A 17882-nucleotide genomic window follows, 5' to 3' on the forward strand; every position below is an offset into this window, starting at 1 on the left:
AAGGGTTATTTAGCTTTTCTTACTCGGACGTTGCCAGCCGGTAATATTGCGCTGCTTGCTGCGCGCTACCGCCAACTCTTCGCTCCCCACAGCCTGGGTAATGGTGGAGCCAGCACCCACTGTGGCTCCGGCGCCCACAGTTACCGGGGCTACCAGAGCCGTGTTAGAGCCAATGAAAGCTTTATCGCCGATCTCGGTCAGGGACTTGTTCACACCGTCGTAATTACAGGTAATGGTGCCAGCACCAATATTGACCGCTTCGCCCACCAGGGCATCACCGACATAAGAGAGATGATTAACCTTACTGCCCTCACCAATTTTGGCTTTTTTGGTTTCGACAAAGTTACCCACCTTGGCACCGGTGGCCAGCTCTGTGCCCGGACGCAAACGTGCAAAGGGACCGATAGTGCAAGCCTCACCAATCTCAGCGCCTTCGATGATGGAGTTGGCCTCTACCTTGGTGCCATCTGCCAGGCGACAGTTTTTTAGCAGACAATTAGGTCCAATTTGTACCCCCTTACCCAGTGAAACTGTCCCTTCGAAAATGCAGTTAATATCGATAGAGACATCGGTATCGCACTCCAGGCTGCCGCGAACATCTATACGCATGGGGTCCAATAAAGTCACCCCCGCATTCATTAGACTGGTCGCATGGTTATGCTGCAATGCGCGCTCCATCTGCGCCTGCTGCGCACGGCTATTTACTCCCGCTACTTCCAGCGGATCACTGGCAATTACGCCCGTTACAGGAATCCCCTCACTGACCGAACGACCGATAATATCGGTCAGGTAGTATTCACCTTGAGCATTGTCACAGGACAACTCCGGTAACCAGCGAGCCAACAGTGCTCCAGGAGTCGCCAAAATGCCGGTATTGACCTCACGGATAGCCAGGGTATCCGCATCGGCATCCTTTTCCTCAACGATCGACTGCACACAGCCGCTGTTATCCCTCACGATGCGCCCGTAACCGGCGGGATTTGCCATTTCAACTGACAGCAGGGCAGGTCCGTGATCCGCTGCCGATAGCAGTGATTGCAAACTGCCGGCCCTGACCAGAGGCACATCACCATAGAGCACCAAAACGGTGGCTCCTTCGCGGAAATAGGGCACCGCCTGGGCCACGGCATGCCCGGTACCCAATTGCTGTTCCTGCTCCACAAACCTGACACCACGATCAGCAAAGCGGTCACGTATCAGGTCTGCGCCATGCCCGATTACCACGGTAATCTGTACCTCTCCCAACAACATGGCGGTATCAATTACCCGCTCAAGCATGGGAATACCGCCAATATGATGCAGCACTTTAGGCAGGTCAGAGTGCATGCGGGTGCCTTTTCCAGCGGCCAAAATCACAACATCGATAGTCATAACGGGTCGATATTCCAATCGTCTACAAAATTTGAGTGCATTGTGGCCACTAGACCCGGTTTACTCAAGCGAACAACAGTTCGCCCCGGGGCCCTGGTATTCAACGCATTAAGATTGCTGCGCCGCTTTGATCCCGGTAATTTACCCCCTGTGAAATCAACCGGTTACTCAACCCAACAAAACAAATATAGCCGCCAAACACAGAATCGGGCGGAGGGATATTTCAATGAACACCACCAAGCAGAACAAGCCGCGCCACCATTTGTTGGCTCTGGCTGTCCTGGCACTGACCCTGCCGATGGGTGCTGTGGCAGAAGCCGAAAGCGCTCTCGAAGCTACCAAAGAAAAGGAAGTAGAAAAGGCGGAAGCCCAATCCTGGGATATCAACAAGCCACCCTACGAATTCAAACCGATCCAGTTAGACACCCGCGAGACCACCTGGAGCAACCTGGATATCAGCCCAGATGGCAAAACCATCCTGTTCGATATGCTCGGCGATATCTACACAGTGCCGGTAGCAGGCGGCGAGGCGGTAGCCCTGACCAATGAAATCGCCTGGAATATGCAGCCGCGCTTCAGCCCGGATGGCAAGACCATCGTGTTTATCAGCGACCGTGACGGCGCCGACAACATCTGGTTGATGGATCGCAATGGCGACAACCTTCGCCAGCTCACGACAGAGAAGGAAAACTTGCTGCACTCACCTAACTGGAGCCCCGATGGCCAGTACCTGGTAGCGCGTAAAGGCTTTATGTCTGGCCGCAGTATCCCCGCCGGTGAAATCTGGATGTACCACTACGGTGGGGGTGAAGGTCGCCAACTGAAAGAGCGCATCGGTGGCGATATCGCCCAGAAAAATATTGCCGATCCAGCTTTCTCTCCAGATGGACGTTATGTCTATTACTCCATCGATACCACCCCCGGCACAGTGTGGAAGTACAACAAAAACTCCACCCAGGAAATTTTTGCCATCAACCGCTATGACCTCCAGGATGGTGAAGAGGAGACCTTTGTCTCCGGTCCCGGTGGCGCAGTGGCACCTGTACCATCCCCGGATGGCAGTAAACTGGCCTTCATTCGCCGCCAGGACAACCAGACCTCCCTGTTCCTGAAAGATTTGGATACAGGACTGGAAACACCGGTTTACTCCGGCCTCGAACGCGACCTGCAGGAAATCTTTGGCCCCCATGGCAACTACGTTCAATACGACTGGATGCCCGATGGTGAATCATTGGTCGTTTGGACTGGCGGTAAATTCCTGCGCATCTCCATCAACGGCGACAGCGTCGCACCGATTGCGGCCCATGTGAAAGTTGAAAAACAGGTAGCGGATGCGGTGCGCTTCCCGGTAGACGTAGCGCCGGAAACCTTTGATGTGAAGATGATTCGCTGGGCGCAGAAATCCCCCAACGGCAAGCAGGTCGCTTTCCAGGCATTGGGCAAGATTTATATTCAGGATGTCGCCAGTGGTGAGCGTCGTCGTCTGACCCGCCAGGACGACCACTTTGAGTTCTATCCCAGCTGGTCCCGCGATGGTCGCGAGATCACCTATGTCTCTTGGGACGACCAAAACCTGGGCCATGTGAGGGTAGTTTCCGCTCGCAACGGTCGCGGTAAAAACATCACCAAGCAGCCGGGCCTGTACGTTGAACCAAGCTTTTCTCCAAGTGGTGACGCAGTGGCCTACCGTCGCTTTACCGGCGGCTATCTGCTCAGCCCCGAGTACTCCCTGGAACCGGGCATTTACCTGGCAGACGCCGACGGCGACTGGCAGCGCCGGGTCGTGAAGTCTGGCTATGAGCCTCATTTCGGCGCCAGCGAAGATCGTATCTATTTCTCCGAGTACCAAAACGCTGACGGCGGCAAGCGCGTGCTGAAGAGCACCAACCTGGAAGGCAAGGATGAGCGCGAGCACCTGCACGGCGCTGAGATTACTTCCTTCCGCCTGTCTCCAGACGGCAAGTGGGTTGCCTTCACCCAGGACTTCAAAGCCTTTGTCGCGCCCTTTATGCATACTGGCAAATCCGAGGTTATCGGCCCCAATAGCAAAGCAGTCAAAGTCACCCAGGTATCCAAGCGAGCCGGTGAAAACCTGCATTGGTCTGCCGATAGCGACACTTTGGGCTGGGCACACGGCCCCAAACTGTTCGAGCGTGAACTGAAGGACGCCTTCGAATTTGTCGCCGGCGCTCCGGAGGAACTGCCAGAGCCAGTTTCTGAAGGCATCGACCTGAGCTTTGAACAGTCCTTCGACAATCGCGCAGGTCTCGTTGCCCTCACAGGCGGCAAGGTTGTCACTATGCGCGATGCGGAAAACACCCGTGAAATTATCGACAATGGTGTGGTTCTGTTCCGGGGCAACCGTATTGTCGCCGTGGGACCCGCAGCGGAAGTGGAGATTCCCACCGAAACGAAGCGTATCGATATCACCGGCAAAACCGTTTTACCGGGGCTTATTGACGCTCATGCCCACGGTGCTCAGGGTCGCGAAGAAATTATCCCGCAGCAGAACTGGAACCTGTTCTCCAGCCTGGCATTTGGAGTGACTACTATTCACGACCCCTCCAATGACAGCAGCGAGATCTTCTCCGCCGCTGAAATGCAAAAGGCCGGCCTGATTACTGGGCCGCGTATTTTCTCCACCGGCACCATCCTCTATGGCGCCAAAGGTCCAGGCTACAAAGCCAAGATCAACTCCCTGGAGGACGCTCAGTTCCACGTGAACCGCCTCAAGGAAATGGGCGCCATCTCGGTGAAGAGCTACAACCAGCCCCGCCGCGACCAGCGCCAGCAAGTGCTGCAGGCAGCCCGCGAAGCCGGCATTATGGTAGTGCCCGAGGGCGGCGGTAAGTACCAGCACAATATGAACATGATTGTGGACGGGCACACCGGTATCGAGCACTCACTGCCGATCGCCAATGTCTACGGCGATGTGGAGCAGCTGTGGAGCCAAACCCAAGTGGGTTATACACCGACCTTCGTCGTGGCCTATGGCGGTCTCTGGGGTGAGGAGTACTGGTATGACCGCACGGAGGTATGGAAGAACGAGCGCCTGACCCGCTTTACCCCCGATTTTATCGTTAACCCCCGCTCTATCCGTCGCCCCACTGCGCCGGATGCCCACTACAACCACTTTAATGTGGCCCGTCAGGCCAAGCAGCTGCGCGACGAAGGTGTCACCGTACATATCGGCGCCCACGGCCAGCGCGAAGGGCTTGGAGCCCACTGGGAAATGTGGATGATGGAGCAGGGCGGCTTTACTCCCTGGGAAGCCTTCCGCGCCGGTACCATCGATGGTGCCCGCTACTTGGGTATGGACAGTGATATCGGCAGCATTGAGGCTGGTAAGCTGGCTGACCTGATCGTGGTTGACGGCAACCCCTTGGATAACCTGCGCCTGTCAGAGAACATTACCTACACGGTAATTAATGGCCGTGTGTTTGAGGCGGAAACCATGAACGAAGTAGGGGCTGGCGAACGCTTGGCATTCTTCCACGAACGCCTGCCTATCAGCGCTATGCCCGCTCCTACGGCAGAAGCGGTACAGGAGAAGATGGAACGCCACCACTGGGTACACTAACCTCAGGCACAAACTGAGATGCAAACAAAAGGCCGGGGACAAACCTCCCCTGCCTTTTTTGTATAAAGCCCTACCTGGTCCGGCGACGTCCTCCCAGCTTATGCCAGAGAATGGCGCGATAGATTGCGACAGGCAGTCTAAAGATTCCTGTAACCAGCCACCAAAATGACTCATAGATGGCAATCGTCTGATCCACTAATGGATGATCCTGGTCGAGCCTTTCTGGATAGTGATCGTGTCGTAATATGCCTCGATGAAACAGAAATCTGCGTAAAGGCCGGCTCAGTCGCCAACTAAAAGACTTGGTTATACGGTTTAAGTTATCGGCGAGAAAGCTCTCAGAGGCTATCTTTTGCTGTGTGAGCAGTTCGAAATAGTGGCTTTTGGACTTATTTTCGTTCTGCCAATCAGTATCAAAATCCATCTTTGTTAGCCAATCGCTTTCCCCGAATCCATCTATCTTGCGCAGATCCGATGTGTATTGAGGGATAGTTATCTGATTTTTAATGATGGCCTTGGAAATACGATATACATCAGCATTCATCCGGTCAGGGTTCTGCAATTCCCGAATCAGCCTTTGCTGAAAGCCTGACCGAAATTTGAAATGGAGAAGATGAGCGCAATTTTTACTGAGAGGAACCGGCGTACATGAGTGGGTTGAACGTAAATATTGAAAACCCGCCCGCCAATAAACCAGCGGAATTTTATAGGATTTAACAAAGTAATCAGAAATACCAGATATTTGCGCTCTGGCTTTGGAGCGAATTTCAAAAAAAGGAAAAGCTAATATGCTTTTTTTCTTAAAGCTTTTATAAGATACATAGTTAGGCGTTGATTCCATTAACTCGGAAAGATTTCTTATATCATATGTATTCCCTTGAAGGTTGTCGCTAAAGAAATCTATTAGTGGAGTATATAGAGCAAAAGCTAATTCACCCTGCATAAGCTGAGTCATAACTTTCAGGGAAGCTTTACCTGAAATTTCAGGTAACCAGAGAAACTCATCAGCATCTACCACAAGAGTCCATTTTCCCTGGCAATAATTCCGGGCAATTCGGTTAACCCAATCTACACCTGCGTTTGCCTGGGGGTAGCCACAATCAACTTCGTATAGCTGGACATCATTCTGCTTCAGTAGATAGCTTACCGAGTTATCGCTACTTCCCGTATCCACCAAATGGAAACATGTCACACCTAAAGACCGGTAATGGTCAAGAAAAGCTGGGAGAATATCCAATTCATCTCGGAAGATACAAATAAGAGGGAAGCGTGTTTCACTAGCACTTTCAATGTACTTAACTACTTTCAAACTTTCACCCTAGCGAATTTACGCAGCCTTCGAATCGTTCGCTTTAAAAACCCTGGCTTATATTTTCCCCCTTTATTTTTTTTGGCTTCTTTTTGCTGTTTTCTTAGTAGTAGGAGGCTTTTCTCTTCCGAGTCGAGCCCTTCAAGGTAAGGACTTATTTGCCTGAAATCTCCTTCTTCTTGAAGGTGATTTCTGGATTTCATAGAGTTGTCACCGGTGCGATAGTAATATAAAGGATCAGGATAATAGGATACATTTTCCTTTGCTAAAATTAGCTTGCTATAGAATTCAATATCATCCTTACCTGTTCTATATCTCTCTGTATAACCTCCGTGATCTCTAAACTTAGTAGCTTTTATCAGACACGTCGCATCACCGACTATATTTACTTTCGTTGCCCAGGCTCTAGCTGGCCCCATAAAACGAATTTGAGTTCCGAGCATACCTTCTGGAGTATTAGGTGCCCCCTTGCCGCTGAATCGGATAGAGCTACAAGTCAGGCAATCAATATCTGCAAAAGTTGCCGCGCTAACCAACTTATCTACCATTTCCGGCATCATGACATTGTCATCGTCAAAAAAAAGTAGATAATCTCCGCTTGCATTTTGTGCTGCAGTATTTCTAGCAGCCCCTACATATCGGTTTTCCTGGTATACAAACTGCCAGCCCTTCTTCTGATAGTGACTTTCTATAATTTCCAGCGCGTGTAGCGCTTCTTGTGAATGACTACCATCATCAACCACAATAACTTCTATGTTCTTATAAGTCTGATCTTCAACACTTTTTAACGCTTGATAGAGAAAGTCTGGACGCTCAAAATGAGTTACGCATATAGAAACCAAGGGATCATGCCTATTGGAAGATCGGGCGTTTTTAATAATTGAATGCTCTTGGCCATGCCACTTATTCCACACATCTAGCGACTTCTTAAGCCTCTGGTGTTTTATACCCGGTGCAGGAAGTTTCTTTACATGTAATTCCAACTTTCTCGCTAAAGCAATATGATTTGGCTTGAAGAGGATTTTTTTTCCATTTTCGTCATCAAGTAACTCTCGAGTACCACCAGTATCAGCAGCAATAAATGGTACTTTAGTTGCAAGGCATTCGTAGACAGAAATCGGAGAGTTTTCTAACAAAGCTGGAATAACAGCCAAACGTCCTTCTCCACTCAAATACTCTACAGCCTGTATAGCATTACAATCATTCATAAAGGAGACGTCTGTACTCCAATGCTTTTGGTTTTCCTCTATGAATTTTCGCGCATCAAATCGATAAGAGTGTCCTCCCAAAAAAGTAATCGATGGTAATCTAACTCCTCTTTTAGCAAGAGTGTTTAATGCATTTACAAAAAGAATAATCCCCTTGCGAGGCTCAAGCCGCCCGAAAAACACCCATTCTTTTGTCTCCAAATTACTACTTTTTATGGCTTCATTATCAGATAAAAGATCGTCCAAAAATACATTTGGCCAATAGTAACTGCGCTCAGGCAGGCGGTATTTATTATTTTCCATCCAGCAGACTAAGTGTTGACTTCCACAGATCAGAGTATCTGCCATCTCGGCACTTCTACGCTCCATAAATACCCACCCCAATTGCCGTTCCTCTTTAAGGAATTGTTGATTACCTTCGGCAGACCAGAGTGTTGGGGAAGAACCTTTAACAGCAAAATGTATATCTTGGAATGCAATACCAAGACTCTTGGCAAGTAACGCTATATAACCCATTCCCCGCCATTCTGAAACATGGACAATATCAAAGCGATCATTTCGCTTGAGCCATTCATAGGCTGCATAGGGCATTGCCATAGTACGAGCCATTGTCGTTTTGGCTAGCGCTTGCGGTGCAACACCATGAAATTCAACATTGAGTTTTGCAAAAAATTTTTTTGTGATTTTCATTTTCACAGGATTTTTTGCTAAACCATTAACGAAACAGATGGTGACTTTGTGACCAGATCTCTGTAGAAAAATAGCCAAATGAAAGTAAGCCGTTCCAATACCACCATTTTTTATTGGACCAAATATATCCTCCGTTAGTATGCATATACGTTTAGATTTCTGAACAGCTTCAAGGCGTATATCCTCGTGAAGCTCTTTCATTATTCAAGCCACCTTAGATCGCGACTAACATTTGTTTAAGATAACGCAATCGGCCATTTCGTAAGACAAGTCCATTTTCCTTAACACGTACGGTAATTTCTGAGTTTTCCTGCTTTATTTCAGGGGTTAATGAGAACCGGAATCCATACCAAGCTAGTTTCGGGTTTCGAGTACCGAAACGTTCTACATAACGATTAGCCGTGGCTTCAGCTACAATATTTCCGTTCACCTCTAAGACAATCACTAAATTTTTAGCTATATTGCTTCTATCCCATGCCCATCCCTCAAGAACCCGTGGATCGAGTGCAAAAAGCTCTCGCGGTGGAATTGACCCCTTAATAGGTGAGCCAGTATATCCCTTAAATATACGTTGCAAGGTAGTACCTGATTTTTGAATCACAGCCTGAAAACTAAACTTGGGTTTAAATTCAGTTTCATTGATTTTTCCCTGCTCATGGATAATTTTTGCAATATCATGTTCAGGCTCATCCTTACCTTCTACTGTATAATCCTTGTCTACAAACTCTCCTACCTCTGCGTGATCTTGCCCATATAAAGTGGTATCTTCAGTATCTATCCCTTGAGTACTTTCAGCTGTGTTATTTTCCGATTTAGAGAGGAAACTCCAGGTATATTTTTGGTTAAATATCTCCTCAACTGCTACCTCATTAAGTATTGGACTTCCAGAGATAGCTGCAAATACATTTTTAGAAAGTTTTATAACCCGTATAAAACGGGTGTAAGTCATTTCTTGATCTTCTAACAGAAACTTAATATTAAATTTTTCACCTTCTTCCCATTTATCTGGAATTGGGAATCTATGTAAAGTAAGTTCATTATCTTGTAGCTCCAAAGAAATTGACTGGGGCTCGCCATTAACGATTAATTGCCTATTTCCCGGACCTTTGGCTACACAGAGCAAATGGGAATTTCTCTCGTCCAAACCTACAACCACCCTCGGATTACGGTTTTTCATTTTACGAGGCCGGTCGGCATGTAAAAGCCACACAGGTTCCTCATCCAAACGATTCTTATCCCGATAAAGTGCTGGTCTTAATTTAGCTCCAATAGGCTGAGCTGAAGGAAGAAGGGCTAGTTTACGATAGGCAATATTATCATTTTCAATCAACGACATTGAGCGAAGATAGACTGAGTTAGCGTTATTTCGAGATTCTTCCAGTTCTTCTAAATAGTAATCGCTCCGAAGATGGCACTCAGGAATAACCATCAATTCAAACCCAAATTCTTTGTTCGCCCTTAAAATATATTCTTGTACCAAACCGTAGCGAATATCATAAGGGAGTATTGACCCCACCTTGCTTGATACCAGTTTTGGAATACAAATAATATTTGTGCCTATAGCATTTCCAAAGCTGATCTCAGACACGATATCTACACCTATCGGCATTACCACCTTGTTTTCAGGTAGAGATAAAAAGCTAGTGATTATGAATTCATGATTTATTTGAAGAGTTTTGCGTAACTCACCACAAAATTTTCCACCTAACCGAGAGGATGTACCATCACAGAGAATACAAGCATCTAAAGTACTTTCAGAAAGACTTTTTGCCAGTGCAATCCCTGCTGGAAATCCAATGAAATCCACCAAACTACAATTGAGACCGGCTTCCAATAGAAAGTTAGAAGCTCTCTCAGCAATATTTTCAAGATAGGGATCAATTAATAAAAATTTGATGGAGTCGGGCCTATCAACTAAAAGTGCCTCAGAAAACTCCATAACACTCTCAGTATCCCGCAATAGAACAACCACTTCTAGGGTCGGTAGCTCCATCTCATTAGAAGCTATTAAGGTGGGAGAGCCTGTAATCTTGGTGATCGCTTCAGCGCCACTATACTGCTTAAAAAGATCTGCTAAGTAGGCATGAAAACCATACCAAACTTGAAGGTTATAATTGTTATCAAAACTGGAATGCGCAATCCTATGCCCATTCTTCAGTACCTCTTCTAGCCTTTTCGCAAGCTCAAAAGCGTAGGGTGCGATAAGACAACTTTCATGGTCTTCTTTTGCGATAAGTTCTGGAGTTCCCCCTACTCGCGTTGCAATAAAAGGAATATTATTCTCTAGTGTTTCATATACTGCCATGGTGGAGTTTTCAATCAGGGAGGGCATTACCGCTATCATATCCCTGGAACATAAAAACGAGAGAGCTTCCGGCTGGTTATAATCTGTGATGCAATTGACTTCAAAACTCCAGGTAGATGCTTTTCGCTCAATATAGTCCGCAACCTTCTCATTGTTTTGATTAGGTAAGGCTTCACCATATTTACCTAAGAAATTAACTCTGGTAGGACAATTTCCCGTCCGCTCAAGCAAATCTAGAGCCGTACAAAAGAGCTCCAATCCCTTCCGCATTTCCAAACGACCAAAGAAGGTCAATTCGTTAGTGCGAACTACATCACCAGGCTGTCGATTAATGCGTTTATCATCAACGGGAACTTCAGAAAAATCGAGAATATTTGGCTGAACATAAGTTGATGTTGGCAGCTTATAGCCGACATAGCGCATAAAGCAAAGTAGATGTGCGCTACCACCAATTACCATATCGGCAAATTCAACACATTTCTGTTCAGCAAAACTCGCTGGTAACAGCTCCCTTTTTACCAATGGCTGCATTTGATAATGACGATTCCAGAGGTGCGGGGACGATGTCTTTACAATAAATAATGTATCTTTAAACGCCAAACCCAACTTCTTAACCATCAACGCATAAATTAATCCACCTCGCCATTCGGAAGTGTGGATAACATCAAAACATCTCTGTTCAATTAACCAGCGGTATGCAGCACTATATCGTCGCTGCCAACTCTGTGAGGGGCCGATTATTGTTTCATCCGTGTGCACCAAATAGTGCAGTGAAACACCAAAATTGGAATATTCCTCAACCCAATACTCAGGTGTTTCATTCTCAACTGTTTCACCTTTTAAGTAGAGCACATGTACTTCGTGCCCATGTGCTGCCAGTCCTTTCGCTAGGTGATAGTAGGTTGAAGCAATCCCTCCATTTCTCACCGGACCTAGGATTTCTTCTGTGGCTATACAAACTCTGAGCTTCTGGTCCGACTCAAAACCTGCATAAGTATTTAAATCAGGGAATGATTCTACTGAAAATTTGTCAATCTGCATTCTGTAGGGCCCTCTGCGAGAGGCTAGGCTTCAGAACATCCTCCTTATTGACAAAGTAATCCCATGTAATTTGAATACCGTCTCTTAATGATACCTCCGGCCTAAAGCCCAAGTACTGTTTTGCTTTAGTAATATCCGTATAGTTATGGCGCACTTCACCTGCCCTGAAAGGGTGGTTAGCTATTTCAAGATCTTCATGGCAGCCCGAGACATCCCTTAGTAAACTAATTACTTCGTTAATTGACGTCGGCTGGCCGCTACCCAGCTGAAATACCCCATTTTCTCTCTTTTCCAGAGCCCTAATTATTCCCTGGCAGAGATCGCCTACAAAAATAAAGTCTCTAGTCTGATAGCCATCTCCGTAGACATCACAGACCTGTCCTTTCAGAATATTTTTAATAAAGGCTGCTATCACACTTCCTTTGTGAAAGGAAAGCGGACCATAAACATTAGAGAATCGTAAAGAAGTTATTGATAATCCATAACTTTGAGAATATGCAGAACAGTAGGCCTCTGCTGCAGCCTTAGACGCACCATAAGCCGATGCGGGATTTACTGGCATTAATTCGTGTACTGGTGGATCAGCTTCTCCAATGATCGCCCCACCTGTAGAAGCATTAATGAGATGTTTAACCTCATACCTTCGCATTGCTTCCAGAAGATTGACAGTCCCCTGTACATTTACTTCAAAATTATAGACGGGGTTATTTATTGAATTAATAACACGTGTATCTGCAGCTAAATGTATAACAGCATCAGCTTGCTTTACAGCTTCATCTACATCCCGTTGATTCCTAACATCTCCTCTAATAAATTGGTGAGGTATTCCGGCTAATGCTGCGGTAGTGCCAGTGACCTCATTATCTAAAACTAAAATTTCGTCATATATACTCAAAGTACTGAGATATTTGACTAAATTTGAACCTATAAATCCACATCCACCAGTAATAAGGATTCGCGTAGACATAGCTAAAGCTACCCACTAGGAAATGGTTTCAGTAACTTCACTAGTTTTTTCCCGATAGGAAATATCGGCAAGTTTATTACCCTTTGTCCAATAAGAAACGCAAGGTATTTTTGTATGATCAGCCCGATCTTGATATTGCATTGTTATATCTGTAATTTCTTGTAGAAGACTATCTTTAATAAGAATCGGCTGCCATCCAAATGAACGAAGTAAATCATTTTTTACATTGAGATCATTTCTCTCTGCCTCCTTCCTCGGGTTTGGCAGATAACTTATTTCACAGTCTGTCAGTGATTGAACTAATTGTGCAAGATCGGAAAGTGTTTGCGTTTCCGCCATCTGATTGAGAATCAGTGGCCGTTCACCGAGCTCCGGTGGATGTAAAAGTGCCTGCTCAATACATTTGCAAGTATCAGAGATATGGATAAATGCACGAGTTTGACCACCTGTGCCATGAACAGTCAGCGGGAAACCGACAGTCGCTTGCATTAGAAATCTATTTAGGACTGTGCCGTAGTCCCCGTCATAATCAAAACGATTTATCAGACGCTCATCCAAACTAGAGAGTTCAGTCTGCGTTCCCCAAACAATCCCCTGGTGAAGGTCAGTAATACGAATCCTGTCATTTTTCGCATAATACTGAAACATCTGCGAATCCATCGTCTTGGTCATATGGTAAATAGAGCCGGGATTAGGCGGATAAACGATAGAGTCTGAAATTTGACGATTATCAACTGTCTCTATTTTTACATCCAAGTAACCTTCAGGTATTGGTATGGGCTCCTCATGGCCGTAACCATACACTCCCATTGTACCGAGGTGAACCAAGTGAATATCAAGCTGCGTCTCTACAATCGCATTGAGAATATTATGAGTACCACAAATATTATTAGCGATTGTATAATTTTTAGTAGCGCTGCTTTTCATCGAATAGGGCGCAGCGCGCTGCTCACCAAAATGGACTATACTATCTGGTTTTTCCTCCTCTAGGAGATTTACAAGATCGTTAAATTTCTGGGAAACATCCAACTCGACAAAGCGAATAACCTTTCCCGTTAATTCAAACCAGGTATCAATACGCTCTTTCAGTTCTCGAATCGGTGTTAATGATTCTACATTGAGCTCACTATCAATTTTTCTTCTAGAAAAATTGTCAATAATAATAACTTCATGACCTAAATTACTCAGATGTAATGAGGTTGGCCATCCACAAAAGCCATCGCCACCGACTATTATCAGTTTCAAAGAGCCACCTCCACAAGTTTTGCCAACCAGGCCGTTGGCAGATCAATTTATTCAGGGTTGAGGTGTTATCGTCTGCTGCTTAATTGGATAACGTGAATCTTACAAAATCCAATTTATAACACAGGCTTTCCAGCTTTACCGATTATACGAGTTAGCATCCGCGCCAACTTTTATAGATTGCACCTTGAATAGTTTTCTCAGAGAAAATAAATTTATTATTTGACAGCTCCAACTTTCACATTTATGAATATTTTCATAGCTTAAGAAAATCAGTGCTAGCTGCGAGCATGTACTCAATAATAAGCAATCTTATTATATTTGATTTAAATCGAGCGCAACTGCACCTATTTGCAGCATGCAAGTCAATATCCACGCCAAAAAACCTGGTTACCATTACTTGGAAAATTAAATGTCTACTTTAGAAATCAATCAGCTGGATAACTTTGAACAAGGGAAGCAAGCTGCATTAGCTGGAGAAATAGACCTGGCGAGAGAGTTATTGCGTCCAATTGCCGATCTCAACCCTTTTCATCCGGCTACTTATTTTCTGTGCTATGCCGAATCAAAAAATGGTTCGATTCTAAATTGTGATAAGTATGCGCTGACCTTCATCTCAAGACATCCACACCATGTAGGCATGAGAATAATCTCCGCTATGCTAAATATAGCTAAAGGAGACATAGATCAAGCTGAAAAAGATATAAAAATAGCAATCAAGTGCAATCCAGAACATAAACGAGCTCTGAAAGTCTTTGACCAAGTCAAACTGATACGAATCGAAAATAACGCCAGGGAAGCGATTGAAATTTTAGACACTTCCCGTTCTCACCCTGCATTTTCAAAACTTTCCCGCTCAAAGGCAGCAAAACAACTTAAGAAAATAGAACCTTTAGAAGATTGGGATAATCATGAATTACAGGCTAAAATCGCATTTTTCCACAACTGCACTAATATACGCCATGCACTGAAGAATTTTGATTCGGATCTCATCACTAGTGCCGTTGAACTCGGCTACTGCTCATGGCCAAGAAAATTACATAAATATGTACAAGGGTGCAATGTTTTAGATGTCGGTTGTGGTTTTGGCGGCTATGCCATGGGCTACCTCTGTGCTGGAGCAAACAGTTATACCGGTGTAGACCCAGCAATGTCTTTAGACTCCAGGAGGGTTCGCAATAAAAGGATAAGAAAGTGGGTTAACGCTCCAATGTCCGGCCAGGACATCATGGATTTGATCCCGGATATTGATCTACGCCAGTGCTCTACCCGCGATCTCGTCGGTATAAAGACCTTTGATACAGTTTGCCTACACAATGTCACTGAGCACCTATTGGAAATTGAGGGTGTATTCGAGGATATTGCGGGGTTGTTAACCAAAGGAGGAAAAATTATATTTCTGCATCACAACTTTTATGGCTGGAGTGGGCACCATATGCCTCCTCATAATCCATCAGTTTTGGATGAAGGGAATCCAGATCATCTTAAGTTTTGTGATTGGAACCATATTAATATTGTTCGCCATTTGCCACATGACCACTATTTACACACACATCTAAATCGCATTCGAATCGATGAATTACGCGCATTAACACGTAAGTATTTTAATATCGAAACCTGGGAACTACAGCCTTCCCATAGTAATGTTTTAGAGCGTTTAACTCCGGAAATAGAGACCAGGGTAAGAGAAGAAATTCCTGATATTACACTGGATGAAATGAAGACAAATGTTGTTTTTTGTGTAGCTTACGCTAAGTAATCAATTTTTTCCGGAGCAAAATAATGTACGAAATTGATGATGCGGAAATTGCAAGGGGTTGTTATGTACACCCAGAAATTTCATTTTCTAAAACTGAAGTTCCACAGAGCGTATTTGAGACACCAGGAATGGTTTCGATTGCCGAACGCAAATTACTCTATTCATTGGCGTCAAAAAACTTCCAGCAAAAAGGGTATATTGTTGATGCCGGAAGCTTTATGGGAGCATCTGTGGTTTCTCTCGCACATGGGTTGATGAGTAACTCAGATTTTTCAAACAACAGAAACTCAAATATATTGGATAGTAAACCTATTAGTAGTTATGAATTGGGTTTTCTACCTAAACCTGCAAATGGTTCGGATCGTGTTTGGGAGTGTGACTCACTAACCTATAAGTTTGGTGAATCTTTTGTTCCAATACTAGAAAATAGTATTTCTCCATTTCAGTCATTAATTGAACTAAATATCGGTGATTTTAATGAGTTTTCCTGGCCTGATAATCCAATTGAAATTTGTTTTATTGATGTATGTAAAACTCAGGACCTAAATAAACATGTTTCAGCAGAGTTTATGCCAAAGCTTATTGAGGGAGAATCATTTTTCATTAATCAAGATTTTTTCTTTGATCGTTTACCATGGATTAAAGTAACCATGGGATATCTTGAAGATTATTTCGACTGGTATGGGCAAGTATTCTCAAGCTCAATCTATAAGTGTAAAAAACCAATTCCTAAGGAAGTAGCTGAATACGACCCATTCACCGAAGCTAGCCTAGAGGAATGCTTGAAGCTCCACGATAATCATCCTAAAGAACATCTAACAGATGCTCATAAATTAAGAATGTGCTTGTCTCGCTCATACCTTATTGCAATGAAGGGGGATAAAGATGAAGCACTAGATTATCTCAAAGTAGTTGAAAGTGATTATGAGCATATGATGGATGAAAATACTTCTATAGACAGAAATGATCGTTTTCGATTCAACAGAGCTGTCCGGCAAATAAAAAGCGGAATTTTTAGTTGAAAACTAGTATTTGGGATAAATCAAAAAGGTCAGGAATATAGTTTCTGACCTTTTAGTTCAAACAAAATGTATTTAAATTTAAGCTGGGCTTATATTCATGTCTTTTTCCAAAGCTGCATCAAGTTCTTGAGCTCGTTGAAACGCTTTACGTTGAGATAAACGATTTACATACTCCTGATACTCTTCACGTCTATCTATAGTTCCAAACTGTAACCCCCACCCCAGCTGTGCACCAATATATACATCTGCTGCTGTAAAACGTTCTCCAACAATATACGGGTTTGATTTAATCGCACTAGATAGCGTATCTAGTGCCAATTTATAATTACCGTAACCCAACATTTGCTGTTTATCTTTAGCCACATCTTCATCAAAGATATATTTATTCACAATGGCGGACTCCAGAGGTCCAGCCGAATAAAACATCCACCGGTAATAATTGGCACGCTCTTCGTTATTTATCGGAGACAAACCTGAATCGGAAAATACATCTGCCAAGTAGACACATATTGCTGCTGCTTCAGTTATTATTTTGTTGTCGTGCACTAGTGTTGGAACTTTTCCCATAGGATTCACAGCAAGATACTCTGGCGATTTCATGTCTTCGCCATATTCAAGTACTTTAGTTTGATAGGGTACTGATATCTCCTCTAGCATCCATCGAACAATACAGCCTCTCGATTGAGGGTTCGTATAAAAGATGATTTGATTTGCCATTTCAATATCTCGAATTTATATGGAGACATAAATTTTAGCTAGGCTAGTATCATTTCTTCGAGAGATTTACATGTCAAGTTGTTAAGTAGAAGTACTAACTATTTTCTTGGACAATTCACTCGGCTAATTCAACAGTTATATTCTCTGGCCCCAAGAGAAAAGCTAATTTTTTATCTTGATACTCCAATATTCCGCTTCTTGTACTAATTCCTTGCTTCGATAAATACTTTAAAGCTTCATTCAAATTATCTACCTTTAAACACAGATGGTTATAACCGGGCCTTGCCAAGTCAATTAGTGATGGATTAGTTTTAACCACTGGATTTCGGTAGTGAAGTAGCTGTATCTCGAACTTCGGAGATGACTGCTTTAGTACCATCGTAAAATGATCTGCTTCTACGTTATCGACCTGAAGATACTGCGACGCTTTCTCGCCAGTTAGAAAATTTTTGAGTAGAAGTTCAAAACCCAGCAATTCAAAAAAACTGACACTTTCCTCTAATTTCGTAACAACTACTGTTACGTGATCTGGATGTTTAAACATGGATTGATAGCCTTCAATCTAGATTTAAGTACAAGTTTAGATGGGATTGATTAAGTTTTTTATAAATACAAAATATACAAATCAAATTTCTGTATTTTTAAGTAGGTTATTACTCAATATATGAGTT

The 17882-nt window shown here is 44.2% G+C and carries 11 protein-coding genes; 3 read left to right on the top strand and 8 right to left on the bottom strand.

Annotated features, from left to right (window positions below; translation table 11 throughout):
* Positions 1-9 precede the first annotated feature (9 nt).
* Complete coding sequence (gene glmU / locus ACJJII_RS06140) at positions 10-1371, bottom strand: bifunctional UDP-N-acetylglucosamine diphosphorylase/glucosamine-1-phosphate N-acetyltransferase GlmU (RefSeq protein WP_444918631.1); 1362 nt, start codon at positions 1369-1371, stop codon at positions 10-12.
* Positions 1372-1597: 226 nt separating this feature from the next.
* On the opposite strand from glmU, the gene ACJJII_RS06145 reads away from it, so the two are divergent.
* On the top strand, positions 1598-4951 hold the full coding sequence (locus tag ACJJII_RS06145; RefSeq protein ID WP_444918632.1) for an amidohydrolase family protein: 3354 nt from the start codon (positions 1598-1600) through the stop codon (positions 4949-4951).
* 70 nt (positions 4952-5021) lie between these two features.
* Here the strand turns inward: ACJJII_RS06145 and ACJJII_RS06150 are convergent, their stop codons facing one another.
* Genes ACJJII_RS06150 through ACJJII_RS06170 form a run of 5 tightly spaced genes read right to left on the bottom strand, consistent with a single transcriptional unit; the run spans position 5022 to position 13716 of the window.
* Positions 5022-6260 (bottom strand): glycosyltransferase family 2 protein, encoded by a 1239-nt coding sequence (locus ACJJII_RS06150; protein ID WP_444918633.1) that lies wholly within the window; start codon positions 6258-6260, stop codon positions 5022-5024.
* Positions 6257-8359, bottom strand: a complete 2103-nt coding sequence (locus ACJJII_RS06155) for a glycosyltransferase (RefSeq protein ID WP_413663862.1) — start codon at positions 8357-8359, stop codon at positions 6257-6259. The genes ACJJII_RS06150 and ACJJII_RS06155 overlap by 4 nt, the downstream gene beginning before the upstream one ends.
* 13 nt (positions 8360-8372) lie before the next feature.
* Positions 8373-11504, bottom strand: a complete 3132-nt coding sequence (locus ACJJII_RS06160) for a glycosyltransferase family 4 protein (RefSeq protein WP_444918634.1) — start codon at positions 11502-11504, stop codon at positions 8373-8375.
* Positions 11494-12471 carry an SDR family NAD(P)-dependent oxidoreductase gene (locus ACJJII_RS06165; protein WP_444918635.1) on the bottom strand — a complete coding sequence of 326 codons (978 nt, stop codon included), beginning with the start codon at positions 12469-12471 and terminating at the stop codon, positions 11494-11496. Before ACJJII_RS06165 ends, ACJJII_RS06160 begins: the two co-directional genes overlap by 11 nt.
* A 15-nt stretch (positions 12472-12486) precedes the next feature.
* The gene (locus ACJJII_RS06170) at positions 12487-13716 is read right to left on the bottom strand and encodes an NAD-dependent epimerase/dehydratase family protein (RefSeq protein WP_444918636.1); all 1230 of its coding nucleotides are present in this window, start codon (positions 13714-13716) and stop codon (positions 12487-12489) included.
* 409 nt (positions 13717-14125) lie between these two features.
* Between ACJJII_RS06170 and ACJJII_RS06175 the strand changes: the two genes are divergently transcribed.
* Positions 14126-15472, top strand: a complete 1347-nt coding sequence (locus ACJJII_RS06175) for a methyltransferase (RefSeq protein ID WP_413663866.1) — start codon at positions 14126-14128, stop codon at positions 15470-15472.
* Between the two features lie 23 nt (positions 15473-15495).
* Positions 15496-16494, top strand: coding sequence for a hypothetical protein (locus ACJJII_RS06180; protein ID WP_413663867.1), 999 nt, complete (start codon positions 15496-15498; stop codon positions 16492-16494).
* A 78-nt stretch (positions 16495-16572) separates the two neighbouring features.
* Here ACJJII_RS06180 and ACJJII_RS06185 read toward each other — a convergent pair whose 3' ends face one another.
* Positions 16573-17211 carry a glutathione S-transferase family protein gene (locus ACJJII_RS06185; RefSeq protein ID WP_444918637.1) on the bottom strand — a complete coding sequence of 213 codons (639 nt, stop codon included), beginning with the start codon at positions 17209-17211 and terminating at the stop codon, positions 16573-16575.
* Positions 17212-17326: 115 nt separating this feature from the next.
* Positions 17327-17755 (bottom strand): VOC family protein, encoded by a 429-nt coding sequence (locus ACJJII_RS06190; RefSeq protein ID WP_444918638.1) that lies wholly within the window; start codon positions 17753-17755, stop codon positions 17327-17329.
* Positions 17756-17882 lie beyond the last annotated feature (127 nt).

Source organism: Microbulbifer maximicatervae (SeqCode) (assembly GCF_052467825.1).

Coding starts and splice junctions, on each gene's coding strand:
- ACJJII_RS06175 (WP_413663866.1), top strand. CDS start 14,126: ATGTCTACTTTAGAAATCAATCAGCTGGATAACTTTGAACAAGGGAAG.
- ACJJII_RS06190 (WP_444918638.1), bottom strand. CDS start 17,755: ATGTTTAAACATCCAGATCACGTAACAGTAGTTGTTACGAAATTAGAG.
- ACJJII_RS06145 (WP_444918632.1), top strand. CDS start 1,598: ATGAACACCACCAAGCAGAACAAGCCGCGCCACCATTTGTTGGCTCTG.
- ACJJII_RS06160 (WP_444918634.1), bottom strand. CDS start 11,504: ATGCAGATTGACAAATTTTCAGTAGAATCATTCCCTGATTTAAATACT.
- ACJJII_RS06185 (WP_444918637.1), bottom strand. CDS start 17,211: ATGGCAAATCAAATCATCTTTTATACGAACCCTCAATCGAGAGGCTGT.
- glmU (WP_444918631.1), bottom strand. CDS start 1,371: ATGACTATCGATGTTGTGATTTTGGCCGCTGGAAAAGGCACCCGCATG.
- ACJJII_RS06155 (WP_413663862.1), bottom strand. CDS start 8,359: ATGAAAGAGCTTCACGAGGATATACGCCTTGAAGCTGTTCAGAAATCT.
- ACJJII_RS06165 (WP_444918635.1), bottom strand. CDS start 12,471: ATGTCTACGCGAATCCTTATTACTGGTGGATGTGGATTTATAGGTTCA.
- ACJJII_RS06180 (WP_413663867.1), top strand. CDS start 15,496: ATGTACGAAATTGATGATGCGGAAATTGCAAGGGGTTGTTATGTACAC.